Here is a 21,874-nt window from a genome sequence, read left to right as displayed (position 1 = left end):
ATATAGAATATGAAATACATTCTTTAGGATTGTTCATTGCTATCATTGGATAATATAAAAAATATTTTTTAATCGATTACGGTGAAATAACTAGAGAAACAGATAGTTTGTAAAGGCAAATTTTTTATTATCATGAATACTCATACTAAAGATCTTCACAGAAATAATCCAAACCTGTTTTATCTGATGTTTGAATCTATAGGTGTAGTTTATGGAGATATTGGTACTAGCGTTCTCTATTCTTTCAAAGAAGCATTAAAAACGATGAGTCATACTTCTAATGTGGACAGAGTAGAGATTATAGGTTTGGTTTCCCTCATGATTTGGGTTCTTACCATAGTGGTGACAATAAAATATATTTTATTGTTATTAAGAGCTGATAATGATGGGGAAGGTGGTATTTTATCTCTTCTTGCTTTGTTATTAAAAAAAGTTCCTAAAAATTCAACTTTATTGATAACACTGGGCTTAATTGGTTCTTCATTGTTTATTGGAGATACTGTGGTAACACCAGCGCTCTCCGTTCTCTCTGCTGTAGAAGGTATAAGATACATAGCTACGGGATTAGATAATTTTATTATTTTGATCGCCTTAGGAATATTATTTTTATTGTTCATGTTACAATCTCATGGAACTAAAGGAGTGGCTTGTTTTTTTTCTCCTATTATGCTCACTTGGCTTTTAATGATAACGGTTTCGGGATTAATCCATATATCAGATGATTGGGGTATTATTGCCGCTTTTAATCCTATGTATGCTTTGTACATGATTTTTGGACGAGGCACTATTTCTCTCGTTGTTTTAGGTTCAGTTTTTTTAACCATCACGGGCGCAGAAGCTCTTTATGCTGATCTTGGACATTTTGGTCGTAAGCCAATCCAATATGCCTGGATGGTAATTTTCCCAGCTTTAATAATAAACTATTTAGGACAAGGGGCTTTAGTGCTCTCCAATCCCGCAGCTATTAAAGATCCTTTCTATATGATGTTTTCAGGATGGTTTTTGCCTTTTGCAATTTTAACTGCAACATGTGCAACTGTTATTGCTAGTCAAGCTGTGATTACAGGAACATTTTCATTAGCAAGACAGGCGATTCATTTGGGATTTTTACCACCTATGAAGATATTCTTTACTTCAGAAACCTTTAAAGGACAAATGTTTTTGCCAAGCATCAATTTTTTTCTATTTTTGGGAGTCATTACATGTGTACTTGGATTCAGACATTCTGAATCTTTAGTAGCTGCATATGGGATATCTGTAAGTGGAACTATGGTCATTTCCACAATTATGTTTTCCGTTTTTGCCCATGTGTATTGGAGATGGAAACTTGTTAAAGTTATTATCTTTCTCTTTCCATTATTATTAATTGAAATGACTTTTTTAGGAGTAAATTTATTTAAAATACTTGATGGTGGATATATTCCATTATTGATTGCTTCTTTATGTATCGTCATAATGTGGACATGGAAGAGAGGGACAAATATTCTATCTACACTTACTCGTCATGCCGATATTCCTATTCATTCTTTTATCGTTTCAATAGAAAACTCAACTCAACAAGTTCCAGGTACGGCAATTTTTCTCACAAGTGATTCGCAAGCTGTTCCAGATGCGTTATTACAAAATATTAAACACAATCACGTCGTACATGAGAAAAATATTATTTTGATGATTAATACCGCTAATCAACCACGAGTACCAAAAGAAAAACGGTTTATATGTGAACAAATTTCTGAACGATTTTCGTGTGTTGAATTATTATTTGGATATATGGAAGAACAAAATGTTTCTCAAGCATTGGCAGAATTAAGGAATCATGGACTAAAATTTGAAATTATGAATACATCATTCTACCTAGGACGTCGTAAATTGTTACCACAATCAAGATCTGGTATGCCTAGTTGGCAAGATCATTTGTTTATTATGCTTTTTACGTATGCAGAAGAGCCATCTGATTATTTTCACTTACCTGCTAACCGGGTAGTGGAGATTGTTTCTTATGTAAATATCTAAATACCATAAAAACGTAAAATAAATCACCTACTTTAAAATATTACTCAATTCGAATAATGCATAGTTTAATGATTTATAAATCGTATTTTCTTCCTTTTTTATACATTATCGGCAATCATTTTAAAAGTTAATGCATAGGTTTTATAGATAATATTCTTTTGCGGTAACTTTTCTTATGTATAGTTTTGATGTATTTATTTTTGACCAAATAATTTTATTTTCTTGGATCATTTCTGTTATTATTTCAGAATTAGACGGGAAATATGGAAATTATAGGAATATAGTTGCTAGGTTTGGTATTGGATGCAATAACTCATTCAATAATAAGGAAAAATTTTAACAATTTCAGTGATAAAGAGGATTATCTTGTTATCCATTTTAGGTTTTTTGTGTAAGATCTATAGAGATAAGGAAGAAGATCTCAAAGATATCTTCTTGGTATATTTATCATAAACAATATTTGTTCCATCTATCAAAAAAGTTTGGTACATTATCCATTACATTAAGAGATATATTTTTTACTTTTCCGAAACAAATTAAATAATGATCCATTTGTTTCTTGTTGTGGAATATTTCGTTTTTACTATGTTTTGTATTTTCTTTGTATAAAATAATAGCAGAACATATGAAGTAAAAAAATATACAAAGCATGATCAATTGAAATTTTAATAGGTAAAGATTAATGCTCAATCCATCGCTTTGGAAAATCCTAAGGCAGGACAAAAAGTCAAATGAGCAACAAATTTTTTATATATTCTTGAATAAAAATAGTTATAAAAATTTATTTGATAATATTTTTTTAAATACCGATATTATCTTTTGCTGATTGAATAATTAACATTATTCTTTGTCGAAGAGTAGATTGATAATAAAATTAAGAGTGCACTACTTGTACCCGTGAAAACTTCTGGAATATTTATTATTGTTTGTAAAAACATAATTATAGAAAGTATAAATATAGAATAATATGATCCATGTTCAAGGTACTTATACTTGTTTAGGATATTTTCCTTGAGAATTATAAGTGTCATAGAGCGGACATATACAGCACCAATTGTTAGCCCGATGATTATAATGAAAAAATTCTTAGTAATGGCAAAGGAGCTTATAATGCCATCAAACGAGAGGCTGGCATCAACTATTTCAAGATATAAAAATAAGTTTAATCCATATCTTCCTTTTACATAATTTGTGGGAGAATGATTAGTTGATAATACGTTCTCTAAAAAGTTAATGCCATAAAAAATTATCAATGCAAGGATAGAAGATAATATGAACGGGTACATCTCGTTTCTAGGTAATATGCATGAAATTCCAGAAACAAATGATAAAACAAGAAAAATCTTTATCCCTTTAATTTTAGTAAGATGCGACATAGAATTTTCTAATAAATGAATCCAGTGAATGTTTTTTTTGCTATTTAAAAAAAACGTAAGACTAACCATCATTAAAAATGTACCCCCAAATCCTGAAATAGGTACATGAGATTCAGAAATAATTCTTAAGTAATCTGTAGGTGAATATACTGCTAGATTGATTGCCTCAATGGGACTAATTTTTGCTATAAGACAAACAATCATAATAGGGAATATAATGCGCATCCCAAATACGGCTATTAATATTCCCCAACTTAGGAATCTTTTTTGCCAAACAGGGCACATTTTTTTTAGAGTTTTCGCGTTGAGAATAGCGTTGTCACAAGAAAGAGAAATCTCTACTATTCCTAGTATTATACAGAGATATACTGTTGAAATTGTTCCAGATAACGTATTAGTAATTTGCCATCCAATTGCAATACTTAGTAAAATTCCTATGATTGTGATAAGAAACGCCCACCGTAAATGATAGAGAAGGCTAGCGTATAACGATTTTCTTTTCATTTGTAATTTCTCAAAATAATATTATTAAAAAAATCCATGCAAAAATATAAAAAATGACTAAAGGTAGCAATAATAAATGATGATAGAAAAATTTATTTATAAGAAATAGAGCTATAACTTACTTATGGAAGAGATTAATTTTTGTGAAGAGATATCAAACACTTGTTTAGCATTTTTGTCCCGTATGTTGTAGTATTTCGGAAAACCAAGGCGTATTTATATCAAAAACTTTGCCACCACGTATATCTTCAAATTTAATGATTCGTAAAAGATTATTTTCTCGTTCATCTTCCCCTGTAACACCAGATAAACCAGAAATCGCACTATCAACCGCAAGGAAAACCATTTTTCTTATAAGCTCTAAGTCTTCCTCTTCAGAAGCTGCAGATCTAGCAAAATATCCTGATTTTTGTACAATTGAACGATCTGCTTTTATCATATTCGCAAATTGATCGGAAAACCAAGAGCCAACATTAATTTTATCAAGAAGAATATGGTCAAAAGAATCTCTCTGAATTTTCTTGCCAGATGATAGATGGCTTTCCACTATAGCATCACGACAAGCACCTTCAGATACAAAAATAGCAACGGATCCTTTTTTTTCCATCACTTTGCTGAGACGTTCAATTTCTCTTTCAATATTGAACAACATTTCAGGTATATAGATACCATCTATCGCTTTAAAATCAGAAGAAAAAACAAATCCATCAACATAGTTTCTATCTCGAATCATATTCAAGTAACAATGCGCAGAATAGGCTGTTAGCCAGCCACAATTTCTTCCCATGACTTCGTGTATAATAAGACTTTTAGGTGTTGCGCTACGTTCATTGGAAATATTATCAAAAAAACGTGCACTCACCTTGGCAGCCGTTAAAGCGCCCAAAGATTGTTTTATTGGAACAATGTCATTGTCTATTGTTTTCGGTAATCCAACAACAGTAATGTTATAATTCTTTTCTTTAAGATAACGGAGAAGATCGCAAGATGTTGTATTTGTATCATCTCCTCCTATTGTATGAAGAATAGTAACGCCACTTTTCATAAGATGACGAGCGGATACCTCTAGTGGATCTTCATTTTTTTTAATCAATCCTCGTTTAACACAATCAGAAATATTCGTGAGTTTTACGCGGCTATTGCCTATAGGAGATCCCCCATAAGAGAGTAATTTATCTGCATGCTGTCGCATATTTGGCGTAATGACAATTTTGTCATCTAAAAGTAGTCCTTGGTATCCAGAGCGATAACAAATCAACTCTGCTTCTGGAAGAATTTCATTATAACGGTTAATCAGCATGCCAATACCCGAAGACAAACACGGAGCAATGCCACCAGCTGTTAGAAAAGCTACTTTATGTGCCAGCATATTTTCTCCCATAGATCATTACAAGAATTGATATACCTATTACAGATATATAAGATCAGTTATTGTTATCTATAAAACGATTAAAAAAATCTCTCAAGAGTTATCTTTGATAGTCATGACAAAAATTATTGTCTTTATATTTTTGATATCATTTTGAAGGATTACTTAATGCTACTAAGAAAGAAAAACATATATTTCTTTATATGATGGCAATCATAGCATGTTTTATGCCACATGAGTTACCCATCATTAACCGATTAACTTTCTTCTAAATTTTATTTTCAGATATCATTTACGTATCAGTCTTTGGAGAGAGTATTAGTTGGCAGACACACAGTGGGTGCTAACGTCCATTGTGGAGAGGGCAACAACCCTGACCTCCATTTAAGGTCCCGAAGTCATGGCTAAGTTGGAAAGGATGTGGAAATCCCAAAACAACCAGGATGTTGGCTTAGAAGCAGCCATCATTTAAAGAAAGCGTAACAGCTCACTGGTCTAGGTAAGGATTTTTGCGCCGAAAATGTAACGGGGCTAAAGCCATGCACCGAAGATGAGGATTTGTTTTACTTTATAAGTTTGCAAGTGGTAGCGGAGCGTTCCGTAAGCTGATGAAGGAGGACTTGTGAGAGCCTCTGGAGGTATCGGAAGTGAGAATGTTGATATGAGTAACGATAAAGAGGGTGAGAAACCCTCTCGCAAAGACCAGGGGTTCCTGCTTAAAGTTAATCTGAGCAGGGTTAGCCGGCCCCTAAGGTGAGGCGGAAACGCGTAGCTGATGGGAACCACATTTTAGAGCATTCTTTTTCTATATGAATTTTATCTAGCAATTGAAATTTTTGTAAAAAGCCATTTAGTAGAGCATTTGACGACATTTTTGATGTGAAAAAAAATCAGCTAGCATAAGTGCGTGATACGTTTTCCCTTGTAAAGTAGCATTAATAATTTCTTCAATATATAATACATGAGTATCGCAAATTATATCTTTTACATGTTGTTCTGTTATTAAATCATCTTCGGAACAATAAGATAATAGTTTTTGTATTTCATTTCGAGAAGCGACACGATCTCCTCCCAAGTGTTCAAGTAATATCTGGGTTGCTTCTCTAGAGATTGATTTTTTATTTAGTTTAATATTTTCTTCTATTAATTTTAGTAAATCAACGTCATTATCAGGATAACAAGATATTGCAAGAACATTTGTAAATTTTTTCTGCTATTTCCCGTAACACAGTATATTTTTTCAATAATATTGTGGGCCTGATGGAAGTGACGGATCAAGTATATTGTACATTTTTATTGGATTAGATGTGCATTGGATTGGTTCCAGGAAACAGCTCCATATATTGATTGCAGATACTGCAATTCCTTTTTGGTTGGCTTAAAGGGAAGAGGAAAAATCAATTTATCGCTATAACTTTGAAATTTATACGTTAAAACGAAAATGCATTATATCACCATCTCTTACAATATATTCTGCTCCTTCATTCCTTGCTTTTCCAGCTTCTTTTGCTGCATTTTCTCCACCCATTGATATGTAGTCTTCATAGGAAATCGTGAGAGCACGTATGAATCCTTTTTCAAAATCAGTGTGTATAACACCTGCTGCTTTTTGAGCATTGGTGCCTTGAGGAATTGTCCAAGCGCGGGTTTCTTTGGGGCCAACTGTAAAATACGTTATCAAATCAAGGAGTCGATATCCAGATTGGATAAGTAATTCAAGTCCTGATAGAGAAATGCCCAATTCTTCCATAAATAAGCTGCGTTCTTCTTCTGGAAGTTGCGATATTTCAGATTCAATAGATGCAGATATTATAATCATTTCGGCATTTTGTTGCGATGCTAATTTTTGAATTTTTTCCGTATAGATATTGCCTGTTTTACAATCATTTTCTGAAACGTTACAAACATAAAGGAGCGGTTTTTCAGTAAGAAGATTGAGACTTTTAAAAATAGGTATTGCATCGGAATCAAGTGATTGTAATAAACTCCGAACAGGTTTTCCTTCTTCTAACAGCCGTAAAGATGAAGAAATAATGGATTGCATCAAAAGTATATCGTTAGACGTAAGTTTTTTGTTCTTTGCAAAAAGACGTTCTAGTCTTTCAATATCAGAGAGCATTAATTCTGTTTCTATTGTTTCTATATCATTAATAGGATCAATGCGACCGTCGACATGAATAATATCTTCGTCTTCAAAACAACGCAGTACATGAACAATGGCATCAACTTCACGAATATTAGCAAGAAACTGATTGCCTAATCCTTCTCCTTTTGATGCACCACGTACTATTCCAGCAATATCAACAAAAGACATACGTGTAGGAACTAACTCTTTTGATTTGGCAATTTCAGCTAATTTATGCATTCTAGGATCGGGAACAGCGACTTCACCAGAATTGGGTTCAATCGTGCAAAAAGGATAATTAGCCGCTTGAGCCGATGCTGTACGTGTTAACGCATTAAAAAGTGTTGACTTGCCAACATTAGGCAGACCTATTATACCACATTTAAAACCCATAAAATTTTTTCCTTTTGCAAAATATCTTTCTTGTATGAAGCAAAGCCTAAATTTCAAGTCAAGTGTAAGTTTTATTTCTTCTGAACTTACTCTATTGCTCGCACAGAAAACTCGAAAAATAAGTATGTATACTGGGAAAATATGATTTAAAAATCAATCCTTAGATCTAGATTAATCAATTATTTGGGGATTTTATTTTTCAACCTTCAAAATATTGTTTAAAAACAAATCATCTTCTTTTTTATCACCTTTAGTGAGTAGGGGAAGGTGCCGGGCAATATTATCGAGTATAGGTGATAAAAATGATTTTTCGATGGGAGAAAAATCATCCAAAACATATTTGCTCACATGTTCTTTATTCAAAGGACGACCAATTCCAATGCGAAGGCGTTTATAATTTTTCCCGCATTTTTCACTAATCGACTTTAAACCGTTATGTCCAGCATCGCTCCCACCAGTTTTTAGACGTAATTTTCCAAAGTCCAGATCCAATTCATCGTGAATAATTAGGCAGTTTTCAAGAGAAACTTTATAAAAATTAATCGCTTCTATGAGAGATTTTCCAGATAAATTCATAAAGGTTTGCGGCTTTATCAGCATGGTGCTTAAACCATCGATTTTTCCCTCAGATATTTCAGCAGAAAATTTTTTCCTCCAAGAAGAGAAAGAATTAAATTCATGGATTCGATCAATACATATAAAACCAATGTTATGACGGTTTGCACAGTACTCTTTTCCAGGATTCCCAAGGCCAGCAACGATGAACATAAAAAATCCCCATGGCTATTTATTAGATGATTTATTATAGCGTGATATATTTAGTATTGATAAAAGGAAATTACACATTCTATGTATAACTTATATGATGTTATTGATTGGCATATAATATATATTAAGCATATGATATAACAATATATATTTTTTAGACGAACCATCATTTTTAAGGTTTGGCTCCATTAGATTTTTATAACTGAAGATATCAACCGAGAATTTTTAATACCTAAACGTTTTCTATCTGCACCTTTCGTATACGTTTCCGCTTGTGACATTGATTTCCAACCGTATGTGGCCATTAACTCATGCATTGTCGCTCCAGCTTCTGCCGAAATAGTGGCAGAAAGCTTACGAACCCCATGAGCAGATTTCTCAATTCCTGCTTTTTTAGTTCTCCCGATAAACCAACGACTAAATTGTTGAGCGTCCATTTTCTCTTTTGCTTCATTAACAAAAAACGTATCTTTGCCAGTTGAAGTAATCTCAATAAGTCTCATCAAATCTTCAGGAAGTTCAATGGTTATATGATATTGATAAATCATTGAATTTTTTCATGATAATCCAGCCCGAGATAGCTACTAAATTTGTAGGAATGATAGTTGAGAATGTGCCAATGCCAATATTAAATGCGCCTTTAAAAGACCTAACACAATCAATAAAAGTATAAGAACCGTATATCTACAATAATGCCACTTATTTAGCTGATTAATGTTTAATTCCGATTTAATTCTATCCCAAACAAGCTGATCTTTAACTCTATGTTTTAATATCTCTTTACGATCTTCCCAAGGCAAAACTTGATAATTTTCCACATCACGAAAAGATAAGATATATTATATTTCTCAACCTCTTTTTTGTCGCCTACTATATCGACAAATGATCTTTTAGCTTCCTCTCATCTATCTCATTCTCATCTATGAGGTAGACTTTAACTCCTATATAGAATTTCCACATTCCATATAGAATTTCCACATTGTAGATTTCAAAGATTCATCTATCATATACTACCGCTTTTCAGCTTCGTAAGGAGGCTTAATGTTTATGAGAAACAGCCAAACAGCAGGAATAATAGGAAGATACAAGACAAATAGCCTAAAAACTCGCCAATAAAGGAGAGATAGCCAAAGAACACTAGCTATAATCAATAGCTTATATTGTAATTTAATATAATGTAAAAACTAATTTTGAATGTCAATTGCGTCTTGATTGTATTTTTCATAAATCTTAGGAAATACTACTTCCTCTTTGATTATTAGACATAAAAACCTCCTAAAGTTTAAATTGTTATATTGAACATGTGAAGGCTAAACACCAAACCATATATTCTTAATCGCTAGATACGTTTTCTTTAGTTTATTCGTATCAGGCTTAGGTGAACCAGTTACCCTTAAGGCGTATTCTATTATTTGTTGAGCAGGTATTAGATTTTGTTCTTCTTTTCCTATGAGACTAAGCAAATATATTCTTGTATAGGACAATTCATGTAAAATAGGGTTATAATCAATCTCCACTTCCCATAGATCCCTAATAATTAGCTTTATAGTGTATATTATAGCTTTTTTAGACACCTCAATACTATCTATAATGTTTTTTATAACGTTTTCAGAATCCTCAATAGCATCTAAACGAAGATCGCATTCATTAAGATGATTGTAGACGAGAAAAAGAAACCCAACATGTTCAAAGCAAGCAAAAAATTCTATGTCTCTTACAGCCTGTTGTATTTGTTCTTCTAGATTACTCTTTCGTATTATTTCTTCTATGTTACTCATAATTGTGCTCTCTCCTTATTATGCTACTTCTTGTTGCCTAGTTGTTAACTCTTGTTTTTCCTATGAGATCGAGCAAATTGCTTCTTATAATTACTAATTGCTTGCAATTATTGGGATTCTCAATCTCCGCTTCTGCTAGACCGCAAGAATTCGTCTTATAGAGCCTTCAGGCTTTCAATAGCATCTAAAGAATATCGCATTCATAAAGCTGCTCTATAGCACCACAGAGTTTAAATCTTTATGTTGATTATGGGATGGCTAAACACCAAACCATATATTCTTAATTGCTCTTCACTTCGTTTTCGTTTAGTGTTGCAAGGTATTCTTTATATTTTATTGTTATCTATAATATTTTGAATAAAATCTTTTTTTTTATTAATTTTAGGCAATATTTTTTTTATTTATCAAAATTTTTACAACCATTGGCAACATTATTTTTCCCTTTTTATGTGTTTATATAAAAGATTTGGTAGTGTATTTTTTACATAAGATGTGATGTGATATTGTTTGTTATGATGGCAGTTATTATGAAAAATGCGAACTAACAATTAACTTTTCCAGGATACATTTTGATCAGTGTTATAGAGCGGCGTTGTAGTTAAAGTTAATTTATTTTTAGGATTACCTGTGAGTATAAAATCATTTATAAAATGGTCTAGAACAGCCAAATTACAAGAAAGAATGAGTATTGCTCGTATTTTGGGTAGAACTTGGTGTATGGAAGAGCTGTTAGATCAGGAAAAATCTTCTTTAGTTTTAGCAATGACGCATCTACTTGATGATCCTTCTTCAATGGTACGTTTATCTTTAGCACGCGCGATAGCACTGTCTGATACTGTGCCAAGGCATGTCGTTCTTGCTCTTAGTGAAGATCATCCTGATGTGTCAGGAACTGTGATTCTTCATTCTCCTGTTCTCAATGATAAGGATCTTATTGATCTTATTGGTCGAGGAAATAAGATGATATCTATTTTTATCGCTTCGCGGTATAAGTTATCACATGTAGTAGCAGAAAATTTAGTAGAAAACGGATGTGCAGATCATGTTATAGCTCTGCTAGAAAACAAATCAGTTATTTTATCTAGATCCTTATTAACGCAGATAGTGAAACGTTTTTATTATAATGCACGTGTTAGAAATCTTTTATCATTGCGAACGGACCTTTCATTGAAAGCTAAATATCTCTTGATGAAAAGTGTGTGTGATGTGTTGTGTGAGTCAAAAATAGTGCAAAAAGCCCTTTCTTCCCGTCGTATTAAAATTATCGCTGAAGAAAATATGAGGGTAGGGATATTAGATATAGTATCTAATGTGCATAATATGTCTAATGTGCATAATATGCAAGATTTATGCGAATTAGTTGATCTTTTACAAGAAGATGGACAATTGACGCCAGCTCTTTTAATTTATGCTATTATGATTGGAGCAATTGATTTTGTCGTAGTTATTCTTGCAAATATTACAGAATACAGTACGGATCGAGTCCATTCTATCCTTTCAACAGGTGGGTTTCATGTTATTCGTTCCCTGTATGAATTAGTAGGAATCGCTCCTGATATTAGTGATATTTTTGTTGAAGCAACAATTGTTTGGCGTGAACTAGCTGTTGGTGCGATTTTGGTGGAACCTAGTATTATAGCGGAAAAATTATTAAAACGCATTGAAAAAATGAATTTAAGTGGTGGATCTGTCGCAGAATTGTTGGAAATGATTGAGAGAATACATTTAGAAGTGAAGAGAAGATATGTTCGTTCAATAGCAAATAGATCCTCTTCGTTGATTGCAGCAGCATAAAAAGAAAATAACGATCAATAGATTTTTTATATTTTTGCAATACGTTGTTACGCAATTTAGGTATATAAATTATCGTATTGATTGTAAAAATTGATCATGTCATCAAAATAAAAATATTTTTTAATGACATGATATTGATAATAAGTAAAAGAATGCTTCTAGCTTAAGTTTCGTTACTTTGTTTTTTCATATTTTTTTCTTTAATTGCGATAATAGATTCTTTCCACATTACCGAGACCAGAGCCATTAGTACTGGCCCAATGAATAGTCCTAATAGACCCATGGTTTTCACGCCTCCAACTAAGCCAAAAAAAGTAGGAAGAAATGGTAGTTTAATAGGTCCTCCAACAAGAAATGGTCTGAGTGTTTTATCAACGATAAATAATTCAATTGCCCCCCATGAGAAGAGAAGAATAGCATTAATAATATTACCTTTTATGAGAAGGTAGATTGATACAACTGTAAATGCAATCGGTGCTCCACCTGGAATCATAGCCATCAAAGCAGTGATAATTCCTAACGCATTATGTGAAGGAACGCCCGCCATCCAATATGCAGTTCCTAATATTAATCCTTCTCCAAGAGCAATAATTGTCATGCCTAAAAAAGTTGATCGAATTACTTTAGGAATAATTCTCGAGAATTTTTTCCAGTATGAGGAGAAAAGATGTTCTCCCAAAGAATCTAATTGCCGAGATATAGGTAATCCATCACGATAAAAAAAGAATAATGCTATGAGCATAAAAACAGCCGATAAACAATAATCTAAAAGAATAACGCTGAAAAAAGATACAAATTGTTTGATATAATTAGTAATGTTTGCTTCTAAAAAATTTTTAACAAGCACTTTGAGGCATTGAGGATTAGAAAGATTATCTTTCCATAATTTTACGGACCATCCGCTATTAGGGATGTTAGATAACCAACTAGGAACAGGAATATCATTTTCACTTGTCAAGGCAATTTGCGATGCTAATACTTTTATTTCTAGCATTCCATAATAAGATAAAGCCAAAAGAGGAATAATAAAAGAAAAAGCAACTAATATGGTAGCAAATGCTGCTAATAAAGTAGAAGATTTTTCTTCTTTTGGTATAAATATATTATACAATGGCCAGGTCGTAAAACCAATAATAAGGGCTGCGAGGACGGGAGCAAAAAATCCTTTGATAAAATATAGAGCTGCTAAGATTATAAAAATAATCATCCAGCGTGTTATTCCTTGAGGGTTTAAGATTGTCTCTCTCATGAGTAGATCCTTTGGCAATTCTAATCTAATATCTAATGATGTACTGAATATCGTATAATATTGAGATGTTGAGAATAATTCTTATATGCTAGTCTCCCCAACATGTAAATATTCTTTAAAAACGATGATAGGAAATAAAGCGCAAAATTTTCAAGTTTCATTTTTGCTATTTTTCATCACGCATCTGCTCTATTCTGCAAAGCTTGCTCTTTCTTGAATAAATTTAAAGCGCTCATCCGCTTTAGTGCCCATAAGTCTATTAATTGATTGTTGGGTTTCTCCTAAAGAATTTGCATCTTTATTAATTTCTATACGGAGAAGGGTGCGTTTTTTAGTGTCCATTGCTGTTTCTTTTAACTGAGAAGCTAACATCTCTCCTAGTCCTTTAAAACGACTTATTTCTATCTTTCCTTTTCCTTTTTCCTTAAATTCTTTAAGAATTTCTTTCTTGTGTTCCTCGTCACGCGCATATACTAACTTCGTTCCTTGAGTAATTCTAAAAAGAGGAGGGCAAATTAAGAAAAGATGTTTTTGTTCAATGAGATCATACATTTCTTGGTAGAAAAAAGTCAATAGGAGAGAGGCAATATGAGCACCATCAACATCGGCATCTGTCATGATAATAACTTTTTTCGTATCGGAGATCTTCTTCTCGATACTGTGATCTTGTACGACATCCCAAAGCTTGAATGAGATCCATAATTTGCTGATTAGTTCGAATTTTGTCTGATCCAGCGCTGGCAACGTTAAGAATTTTTCCACGCAATGGTAGGATTGCTTGGTTTTGGCGATTTCTCGCTTGTTTTGCTGAGCCACCTGCTGAATCTCCTTCTACAATGAAGAGTTCCGTACCTTTAGCTGTATTTTGAGAACAATCTGCTAATTTCCCTGGCAGGCGAAGTTTGCGGATCGCTGTTTTGCGATTGACTTCTCGTTGTTTGCGTTTTCTTAGACGCTCTTCAGACCGTTCAATTATCCATTCTAATAATTTTGTCGATTCAACTGGATTTTGAACTAAATAATGATCAAAAGGATCGCGTAGTGCGTTTTCTACAGTACGCTGTGCGTCTAGTGATACAAGTTTTGTTTTAGTTTGTCCTGAAAACTCAGGTTCTCGAATAAATATTGACATAATCCCAACAACAGAAATCATGAGATCATCGCTAATAATAGAGGAAGCTCTCTTATTCTGAGTAAGTTCAGCATATTTTCTTATGCCTCGGGTAAGTGCAAGCCGCAGTCCTGTTTCATGCGTTCCTCCTTCATCTGTGAGGATTGTATTACAATAAGAAGTGATTTCAGGATCCTCTTCACACCAAGCAATGGCCCATTCAACTTTTCCAGGATGATTGCCCTTTTTTTCTGTTTTCCCTGTAAAAATTTCTGAGGAAATTAAATGGCGATTCTCTAATTTTTGTTGGAGATATGTTTTTAATCCACCAGGAAAATAGAATTCTGTTTTTTCCGGAATATTGTACTTTTCCGCTATTGTTTTGTCGCAAGACCAACATGTTTTTACACGACCCGATAGGTAAGCCTTGGATTGCGTCATCTTGAGAAGTCGAACAGGATCGAAGCGGGCATTATCTCCAAAGATTTTTGGATCAGGACGAAACTTTATAGTAGTCCCACGTTTGTTTCGCACTGTTCCTTTATTTTCAAGAGATCCTAATGGGATGCCACAAGAAAATTTTTGTGAAAAAATTGTATTGTTTCTCATGACTGTCACATGCAATTCGTCTGAGAGAGCATTAACGACTGATATTCCTACGCCATGTAATCCACCGGATACCTCATAAGCCGAGCTGTCAAATTTTCCTCCAGCGTGTAATGTAGTCAGGATAATTTCAAGTGTGGATTTGTTGGGAAATTTTGGATGATTTTCTACAGGAATACCACGACCATTATCTGTTACTGTTAAAAATCCACTATCATCAAGTGATACTTCAATAAGGTTTGCATAGCCTGCAATCACTTCATCCATTGCATTATCAACGACTTCTGAAAAAAGGTGATGCAACGCCTTTTCATCTGTGCCACCAATATACATCCCTGGGCGCATACGAACTGGTTCTAGTCCTTCTAAGATACGGATCGAAGAAGCATCATAGTTGTCAGCGTTATTTTGATTTTTGGGCATTAAAGGTTCAGGTTTGTCGGCGGTTTTTTTAAACTGCTCAGACGAATCCTGATTTTTTTTTGGTAATGTTGAAAAAAGGTCAATATTATCGTCCATCATATTATTTCAGTGCAATTATTAAGGTTGTTAATTATATAATTTTTCGAACTACGACTATGTTTACAGTTAAGAGTATAAAAAAGTAAGTTACGTACCTTTATATAGTAAATATTTTCACAATGGACAAACAATTTTTTCGTTATTAAAAACATATATATGACATAGTGACTGACATTCACTCACTATGTCTTTAATTATTTAACTAATTATTTCCTCCCATATTTTTAGGATTAACTTTTATTATTTAAATTTATAAGGTGATGCTTTTTTTTTAAGCACTATCATGCGTCATTTTTTTTGTTTTAACGGTTGTGGCAAATCGTAATTTGCTGATCCTGATGAGTTATGTTTCATCTCTATCTGTCTAACCATGATCTCGTATATGAACTCCAAATCTTATTTACGCCATCTGTTTTCATGTGTATATTCTAAAGGATTGAAAAATCCTCTCGATTGAATTTATTTTTCCAGTTGTTTTCGCGTTTCTTTGATTGTATTTTCTGATTGTTCTTTATTATCTACACAACCAAATAAAAGCATTATGAAAGCTGGAATAATTATTGTTTTAAATTCATTATACTCTCGATATATATTACTTTTTGAAAATATTTTTATTCAATAAATTGTTATTTTATAAAACTGGAGTAATACTGTTTGTAACGGTTGTTGTTTCCTTACCATTAGTATCCCAACCAAGTTCCGTATACTGTCTTTCGCTCTGCACTTTTGGAAACTACACTATTTTCATTGCCGTTTAATTTGGGGTCAAAATTGTTTGGAGTAATACTGTTTGTGCCGTTTGTTGTTTCCTTATCATTCTTATTTGATAAATCTGTGGTATCCTTTGGATCAGAATCCATCGCACTTGTTGCTGTATTGTAATTCTCAAATGCAGATTTTATAATCTTTATATTATCCTTTAGATGATCCATTATATCACCCTTTAATTTGGGGTCAAAAGTATTTTTAGTAATACTGTTTATATCGGGTGTTGTTTTCTGCTTTGCCTTATCTATTACATCTGGTAGTTCTTTAAATAAATCGTTGAGATTAACTTTAACAGAAGCCATTGCATCTTTTATTGTATTTCGATTCGTAGCTGCCTTTGCTACCTTCATTATATCATTGTCTAAGTCTTCCTTAAACTTATTGATTCTATTATTTCTATCATCGAATTTTTTGTTAAAATCAGTTATTAGTTCCCTTAAAGATTTATTTACTTTTTCCACAGGATTAACTGCTTCTTTCATGGCTTTATCTATATTGTTTAAATCTTTTAGCAGATTTTGGATATTTTTTTGATTTGCTGATTCTAGATCTTGCAATCCATGGATCAACACACCATGGTCACTTTCTTTTTCGATAAGTACATCTAGTTGATCCTTATTTAATACAGCTTTATTTGTTGAAGTTATTATGTTAGCCTTCGTAAGTTCATTATACTTTTTTATTTTTATTTTTATTTTGTTGATCATATCTGCAGTTATTTTTTCTTTTTCTTCGCAACCAGATAAAAGTATTATGAAAGTTAGAATAGTTATTGTCTTTAATTTCATTGTGTCCTCGGATCAAATGTAATAAAATATGACTTAATAAAAAAATTTATAATTAGTTGGAAGTTAGATAAGGAATAATATCTCAATTAAATTAGTGACTGAGGTTATAGCAAAATGATGGTCGAGGAGAATTCATTAACTTTGATAGGTTGCCGAAAATTTTCTTCCATATTTTTGCTGAATTGCGCGGTGAGTGATAGTCACAAGCAACCACTACTATTAATTTATACCGTTACTGTTTGACCGAGCAGTAGACTTTTTCTGTTCTTCATCGATTTCATTTAGAGAATCGTTCAACTGATTTTTAAATTTTATACTATCTTTGACCATCGAGAGCCTACTTTTGCTGTTTCTGCGCTACTATACGTATTATTGATGAGATCATCTGCTGTGTTACGCTCTGGCTTAAATTTTCTTGTGCTTTCCATAAATTCGGTATAACTCTCCATATCGTTCCCGAATGTTATAAATTTATTGACTGTATCAATCGTGATTTTATCTTCGTTCAATTCTTTGGCGTGAGAATAGATTGTTTGGTAATCATCTGTTAAAGTCTGTATACTATTTGTTAGAATCTTTGTATATTCTTGCATTTTCTCGTACAATTTACGCATAAACTTACCGTTATTGGTATTGTATATGGTAATTCGTCTGATTTCATTATTAATTAAGTCGTTTTTACTGTTTAAACTATCTATGCGAAATTTTGTGTGCTTTTCTATGTTGGATATAAATTCATTGATATCATTCATAGTTTTTTCTTCTGCACAACCAGATAAAAGTATTATGAAGGTTGGAATAATAATCTTCTTCAATTGCATTGTTTCCTCAGACATTTAAGTGAAATATATTATTGTTATATATAGATAATTTTATTGAAAAAACATCGTTATTTGATGTAGATAAAGTAATGTCATTAATAAAATGATTGATTAAAATGATAATGGAGGATAATTCTATATTATTATAATTTGCCACAAGATCGCTGTAATATTCTTATTATATTTTATAAGTTGAATGATGCGATCTTGTGATTATTTAACGTTATTTTCTCAATTTTTTAATTTACTGTCATCCCTTTAGCATCACTATATTTGATAACAACATTCTTTTCGTTAAGGTCACTATTTTCGATAGCATCACTATTTTCGATAGCGTCACTATTTTCGATATCAACATTATTTTCGGGAACAACATTATTTTCAGTAGTGTCATTATTTGCGGGAACAACATTATTTTCGGGAACAACATTCTTTTCAGTAGTGTCATTATTTGCGGGAACAACATTATTTTCGGTAACAACATTATTTGCGGGAACAACATTCTTTGTGTTAGCAATACTCTTTGCGATAGCATCATTATTTGCGTTAGCAACCTTATTTGCGTTAGCAACCTTATTTACGAGAAGAGAACCATTTAATTCTGCCAGTTTTGAAAAAGAATCTGTTAATGCACCGTTAAATTCGGTAGCATTCTTTAAGAATTTACCGAACTGACCTGATAAGACATTTATTTCATCTTCTAATCCCTTTATTTTACCCTTTACATCTTGGTTTGTTGTATTGTTTTCTTTTTTTAAGTTCGCTATGGCAGTATTTAGAGCTATGATCCTACTATCTAATTCTTCCATTTGATGATCCGTAGAGACGTTTTTGTTATCCACAATTTTTTTAAATTCCCCGAGATAATCCTCTATAGCTTTAAACCTTGCTGTTTGATCCTCTGCACAAGCAGATAAAAGTATTGCAAAAGATGTAATAATTATTTTTTTAAATTGCATTTTATCCTCTATTTTTTAAAAATATTTTTATTAAAATATATTGTTGTTTTATAATTATGGTGACTTAACCGGCGAATATATCATCATTTTTCGTATATTAAAAAACGGCATATTAATGACATGAGTGATTTAAATATATAAACAAACAATCAATCGTCACCGTTTTCTTCTTTTAATTTCTTCAACTTTGAAGTCATGTTATTGATGGAGGATTGGGTCAATATGTCTATATTATCTTGCGGGTCGTTAATATCATCGATTAATTTAGAGGCGTTCGTCGTTTCTCTACGATTTATTTCGAATTGACTATCTATTGTCGATTGCAAATCATTCATCAAATAGTAAAAGCCAGCGATTGGTACCATTTGCGCATTGTCGTACATGATTTTATTGACTTGAGTAAGTATTTTATCACGTTCATTAACTATATTACCGTGTTTAGCATATAGATCCTTGAAAGTACCTATTTTGTCACTTTCATTACTTGCATTTTTTGTTACTTCGTCATTTAGATTAAGGATATTTTTAGCTCTCTCTTTGTTGCGTCCTGCAAGTAGAGTGATCATATAAACCATGAAATCAGCATCATATTCTAATTTTCTTATCTGATTTTCGATTTCATTTTCATATGCTTCTGCCTGCTTTTTCAATTCATTGAGTAAATCCTCAATATTTTCTTTTTTATCTGCACAACCAGATAAAAGCATTATTAAAGTTGGAATAAGTATCGTCTTAAATTTCATTGTGTCCTCGGACATTAATTTGCGAAAGTGTTTCTGTCCGATGAATTTTTCTTTTTATGTTCAAAAAATCTATACGTATTTTATGTATGTGAAAAATAATGTATTATTTTGTATAGATTAAAAATAACACCCAAATATGTGTATTTTTGAGTTGAGTAATAGATAAAATATTCATGAATGAGATATGTTTGTGTCCATTTTGATTATCTTTTTCAAATCTTACAACTTACGACAGTAAATATGTGTGTTTTACGGGAAAAAGTTTAATCATATCATAAAATGGTGGTAATGAGATTATGCCTTGTCGGACTTGAGTGGGGGATTTGTATAAAAATTAAAAACATTGTATGGTTTTTAAAAATGAAATGTTTCTTTGTTACTTGATGATATGAGATCATAAAATATTTTATATACCATCGTTATTTTTGATGAGGTCAAAAAAACTTTGAATCCAGGATTATTTATAAGTTTTGAAGGCATTGAAGGAGGAGGGAAGACCACTCATATTTTGCATCTCCAGCGTTTTCTTCAACAACATAATTATAACGTTCAAGTGACACGTGAGCCTGGAGGAACGCCAGCAGCCGAAGCTGCACGACATGTTTTATTATCTTTTGGAGTCGATGAATTTGGTTCTTCAGCGGAAGCTATCGTATTTGCTGCTGCTCGTCTAGATCATGTGGAAAATGTCATTCGTCCTGCTCTTGCAGAAGGTAAGATTGTATTATGTGATCGTTTTTTGGATTCATTTTATGCTTATCAAGGAGAGCGAGATAATTCTCAGAATTTATTATTGGATTCTTTACATCAACTTTCTGTTCAAGGAATTATGCCAGATTGTACGATTATTCTCGATCTTCCCGTAGATATTGGACTCGAACGTGTTCAGAATAGATATTCTTCATCTCCAAGTGATGGTCTTGATCATTTCGAAAAAGAGGATGTGATGATTCATAAGAAAAGACGTCAGATTTTTTTGGATATCGCTTATAATCAACCAGAGCGATGTCATATTGTTGATGCAAATCGTTCTTTTCAACACGTCGCAGATAACATTTTGGACATTGTATGGAAATTGGTTCAAAAACGTTTTTTACCTATATCATGTAAAAGAGATATTGAGCCGTGATATACCAAGATTTTGATCCCATATATAATCATCATAAATTATTTGGTCACGAAGACATAGAAAACTTCTTGTCACAATATTATCGTTCTGGACGGATGCATCATGCTTTGCTTTTTGAAGGAGAAGAGGGCATCGGTAAGGCGACTTTAGGATTTCGTTACGCAGGCCATGTTTTGCAAAATCCTGATTTTAAAAATGCTCCTTCTCAGATTTGTAGTCTTGATCCCCGTTCTCCTTTTATTAAAAAAATGGCATCTCATACATTGCAAGATTTTTTGTATTTGTCGTATCCATTAAATGCCAAAACAGGAAAATCGCGCACAGTTATTACCGTTGATGAAATTCGGCGTATTCGGTATTTTTTGTCTCTGACCGCAAATACAGGTCATTGGCGTGTTATCATGATTGATCCTGTCGATGGAATGAATAACAATGCTTCTCATGCTTTGCTCAAATCTTTGGAAGAGCCTCCTAAAAAAGTGTTGTTTATCCTTATATATCATTCTTCTTCAATGCTTTTGCCAACTATTCGCTCCCGTTGTTTATCTGTAAAGTTTCATTCTCTTGATGATAATAATTTATACAAAGTTCTTGAGCAATTGAAGATTGCAGATTGGCAGTCAAAAAGAGATCTTATCAAGATTGCCTCCTATGGTAGCGTTTCTAAAGCACTAAAAATTTTGCATTATGGTTGTGATAAAATCATTGTTTCTTATAATGATTTAATGCGCACTCCCCAAGAAAAATTCGCGTCACAGAAAATGCAAAAAATTGTTGATGAATTATTGTCTCAAGATAAAAAAATATATGTTGATTTTCTTATAGAATTTGTATTGAAAGAGATGAGTAAAACTGCTAAAATGTCTGCTACATCTGGTAAAATAGAAGAGGCAGATCGAATTGCGCAAATTTATTTTTCTCTAAAAAAGAAAATAAATGACTTTTCTATCTATAATTTAGATCGAAGACAGATGATCTTTTATCTTCTTTCAAAAGCAAGAATGTGTAGTGATTTTTACTACCGTGATTTTTATGCTATTTGATTTATGCTTAGTGGA

Annotated in this window: 15 protein-coding genes, 1 pseudogene and 2 other annotated features; of the genes and pseudogenes, 4 read left to right on the top strand and 12 right to left on the bottom strand. The window is 32.5% G+C overall.

Annotated elements, in window-relative coordinates; all coding sequences use genetic code 11:
* Positions 1-126: 126 nt before the first annotated feature.
* Positions 127-2,013: a potassium transporter Kup gene (locus G293_RS00520; RefSeq protein ID WP_404990508.1), complete on the top strand. Its 1,887-nt coding sequence runs from the start codon at positions 127-129 to the stop codon at positions 2,011-2,013.
* 812 nt (positions 2,014-2,825) lie between these two features.
* On the opposite strand, the gene G293_RS00515 is transcribed toward G293_RS00520, so the two are convergent.
* The 6 genes from G293_RS00515 to G293_RS00480 all read right to left on the bottom strand — a co-directional run bounded on the left by G293_RS00515 (position 2,826) and on the right by G293_RS00480 (position 10,326).
* Complete coding sequence (locus G293_RS00515) at positions 2,826-3,893, bottom strand: DUF475 domain-containing protein (protein ID WP_047263850.1); 1,068 nt, start codon at positions 3,891-3,893, stop codon at positions 2,826-2,828.
* Between the two features lie 166 nt (positions 3,894-4,059).
* Positions 4,060-5,262: a pyrophosphate--fructose-6-phosphate 1-phosphotransferase gene (locus tag G293_RS00510; RefSeq protein WP_047264637.1), complete on the bottom strand. Its 1,203-nt coding sequence runs from the start codon at positions 5,260-5,262 to the stop codon at positions 4,060-4,062.
* A 262-nt stretch (positions 5,263-5,524) separates the two neighbouring features.
* Positions 5,525-5,912 (top strand) — a sequence feature (23S ribosomal RNA rRNA prediction is too short).
* A gap of 25 nt (positions 5,913-5,937) precedes the next feature.
* Positions 5,938-6,278: a sequence feature (23S ribosomal RNA rRNA prediction is too short), on the top strand.
* Positions 6,279-6,685: 407 nt separating this feature from the next.
* Positions 6,686-7,780 carry a redox-regulated ATPase YchF gene (gene ychF, locus G293_RS00500; RefSeq protein WP_047263849.1) on the bottom strand — a complete coding sequence of 365 codons (1,095 nt, stop codon included), beginning with the start codon at positions 7,778-7,780 and terminating at the stop codon, positions 6,686-6,688.
* Positions 7,781-7,972: 192 nt separating this feature from the next.
* A complete protein-coding gene (gene pth, locus G293_RS00495; protein WP_047263848.1) occupies positions 7,973-8,548 on the bottom strand; it encodes an aminoacyl-tRNA hydrolase in 576 nt (191 codons plus the stop codon).
* Between the two features lie 188 nt (positions 8,549-8,736).
* Positions 8,737-9,096: a tyrosine-type recombinase/integrase gene (locus G293_RS00490; RefSeq protein WP_047263847.1), complete on the bottom strand. Its 360-nt coding sequence runs from the start codon at positions 9,094-9,096 to the stop codon at positions 8,737-8,739.
* A gap of 762 nt (positions 9,097-9,858) precedes the next feature.
* Positions 9,859-10,326 carry a hypothetical protein gene (locus tag G293_RS00480; protein ID WP_047263845.1) on the bottom strand — a complete coding sequence of 156 codons (468 nt, stop codon included), beginning with the start codon at positions 10,324-10,326 and terminating at the stop codon, positions 9,859-9,861.
* A gap of 627 nt (positions 10,327-10,953) precedes the next feature.
* Here G293_RS00480 and G293_RS00475 point away from each other — a divergent pair.
* Positions 10,954-12,120: a DUF2336 domain-containing protein gene (locus G293_RS00475; RefSeq protein WP_047263844.1), complete on the top strand. Its 1,167-nt coding sequence runs from the start codon at positions 10,954-10,956 to the stop codon at positions 12,118-12,120.
* Between the two features lie 163 nt (positions 12,121-12,283).
* On the opposite strand, the gene G293_RS00470 is transcribed toward G293_RS00475, so the two are convergent.
* The 6 genes and pseudogenes from G293_RS00470 to G293_RS00445 form a co-directional block, all read right to left on the bottom strand.
* Complete coding sequence (locus G293_RS00470; protein ID WP_047263843.1) at positions 12,284-13,369, bottom strand: AI-2E family transporter; 1,086 nt, start codon at positions 13,367-13,369, stop codon at positions 12,284-12,286.
* Between the two features lie 189 nt (positions 13,370-13,558).
* A pseudogene (locus G293_RS00465) lies at positions 13,559-15,608 on the bottom strand (DNA gyrase/topoisomerase IV subunit B).
* A 680-nt stretch (positions 15,609-16,288) separates the two neighbouring features.
* A complete protein-coding gene (locus G293_RS00460) occupies positions 16,289-17,164 on the bottom strand; it encodes a hypothetical protein (protein ID WP_047263842.1) in 876 nt (291 codons plus the stop codon).
* Positions 17,165-17,475: 311 nt separating this feature from the next.
* On the bottom strand, positions 17,476-17,985 hold the full coding sequence (locus G293_RS00455) for a hypothetical protein (protein ID WP_047263841.1): 510 nt from the start codon (positions 17,983-17,985) through the stop codon (positions 17,476-17,478).
* A 239-nt stretch (positions 17,986-18,224) separates the two neighbouring features.
* Positions 18,225-18,944, bottom strand: a complete 720-nt coding sequence (locus G293_RS05415; protein WP_052774999.1) for a hypothetical protein — start codon at positions 18,942-18,944, stop codon at positions 18,225-18,227.
* A gap of 149 nt (positions 18,945-19,093) precedes the next feature.
* Positions 19,094-19,687 (bottom strand): hypothetical protein, encoded by a 594-nt coding sequence (locus G293_RS00445; RefSeq protein WP_148407337.1) that lies wholly within the window; start codon positions 19,685-19,687, stop codon positions 19,094-19,096.
* 445 nt (positions 19,688-20,132) lie between these two features.
* Between G293_RS00445 and tmk the strand changes: the two genes are divergently transcribed.
* A complete protein-coding gene (gene tmk, locus G293_RS00440; protein WP_047263839.1) occupies positions 20,133-20,816 on the top strand; it encodes a dTMP kinase in 684 nt (227 codons plus the stop codon).
* Positions 20,813-21,859 (top strand): DNA polymerase III subunit delta', encoded by a 1,047-nt coding sequence (locus tag G293_RS00435; protein ID WP_047263838.1) that lies wholly within the window; start codon positions 20,813-20,815, stop codon positions 21,857-21,859. Before tmk ends, G293_RS00435 begins: the two co-directional genes overlap by 4 nt.
* The last annotated feature ends 15 nt before the right edge of the window (positions 21,860-21,874 follow it).

The organism is Candidatus Liberibacter africanus PTSAPSY, from assembly GCF_001021085.1.
In the GTDB taxonomy this organism is placed as follows: domain Bacteria; phylum Pseudomonadota; class Alphaproteobacteria; order Rhizobiales; family Rhizobiaceae; genus Liberibacter; species Liberibacter africanus.
The sequence above is the reverse complement of the archived record's forward strand: the minus strand, read 5'-3'. Positions and strand labels throughout refer to the sequence as shown.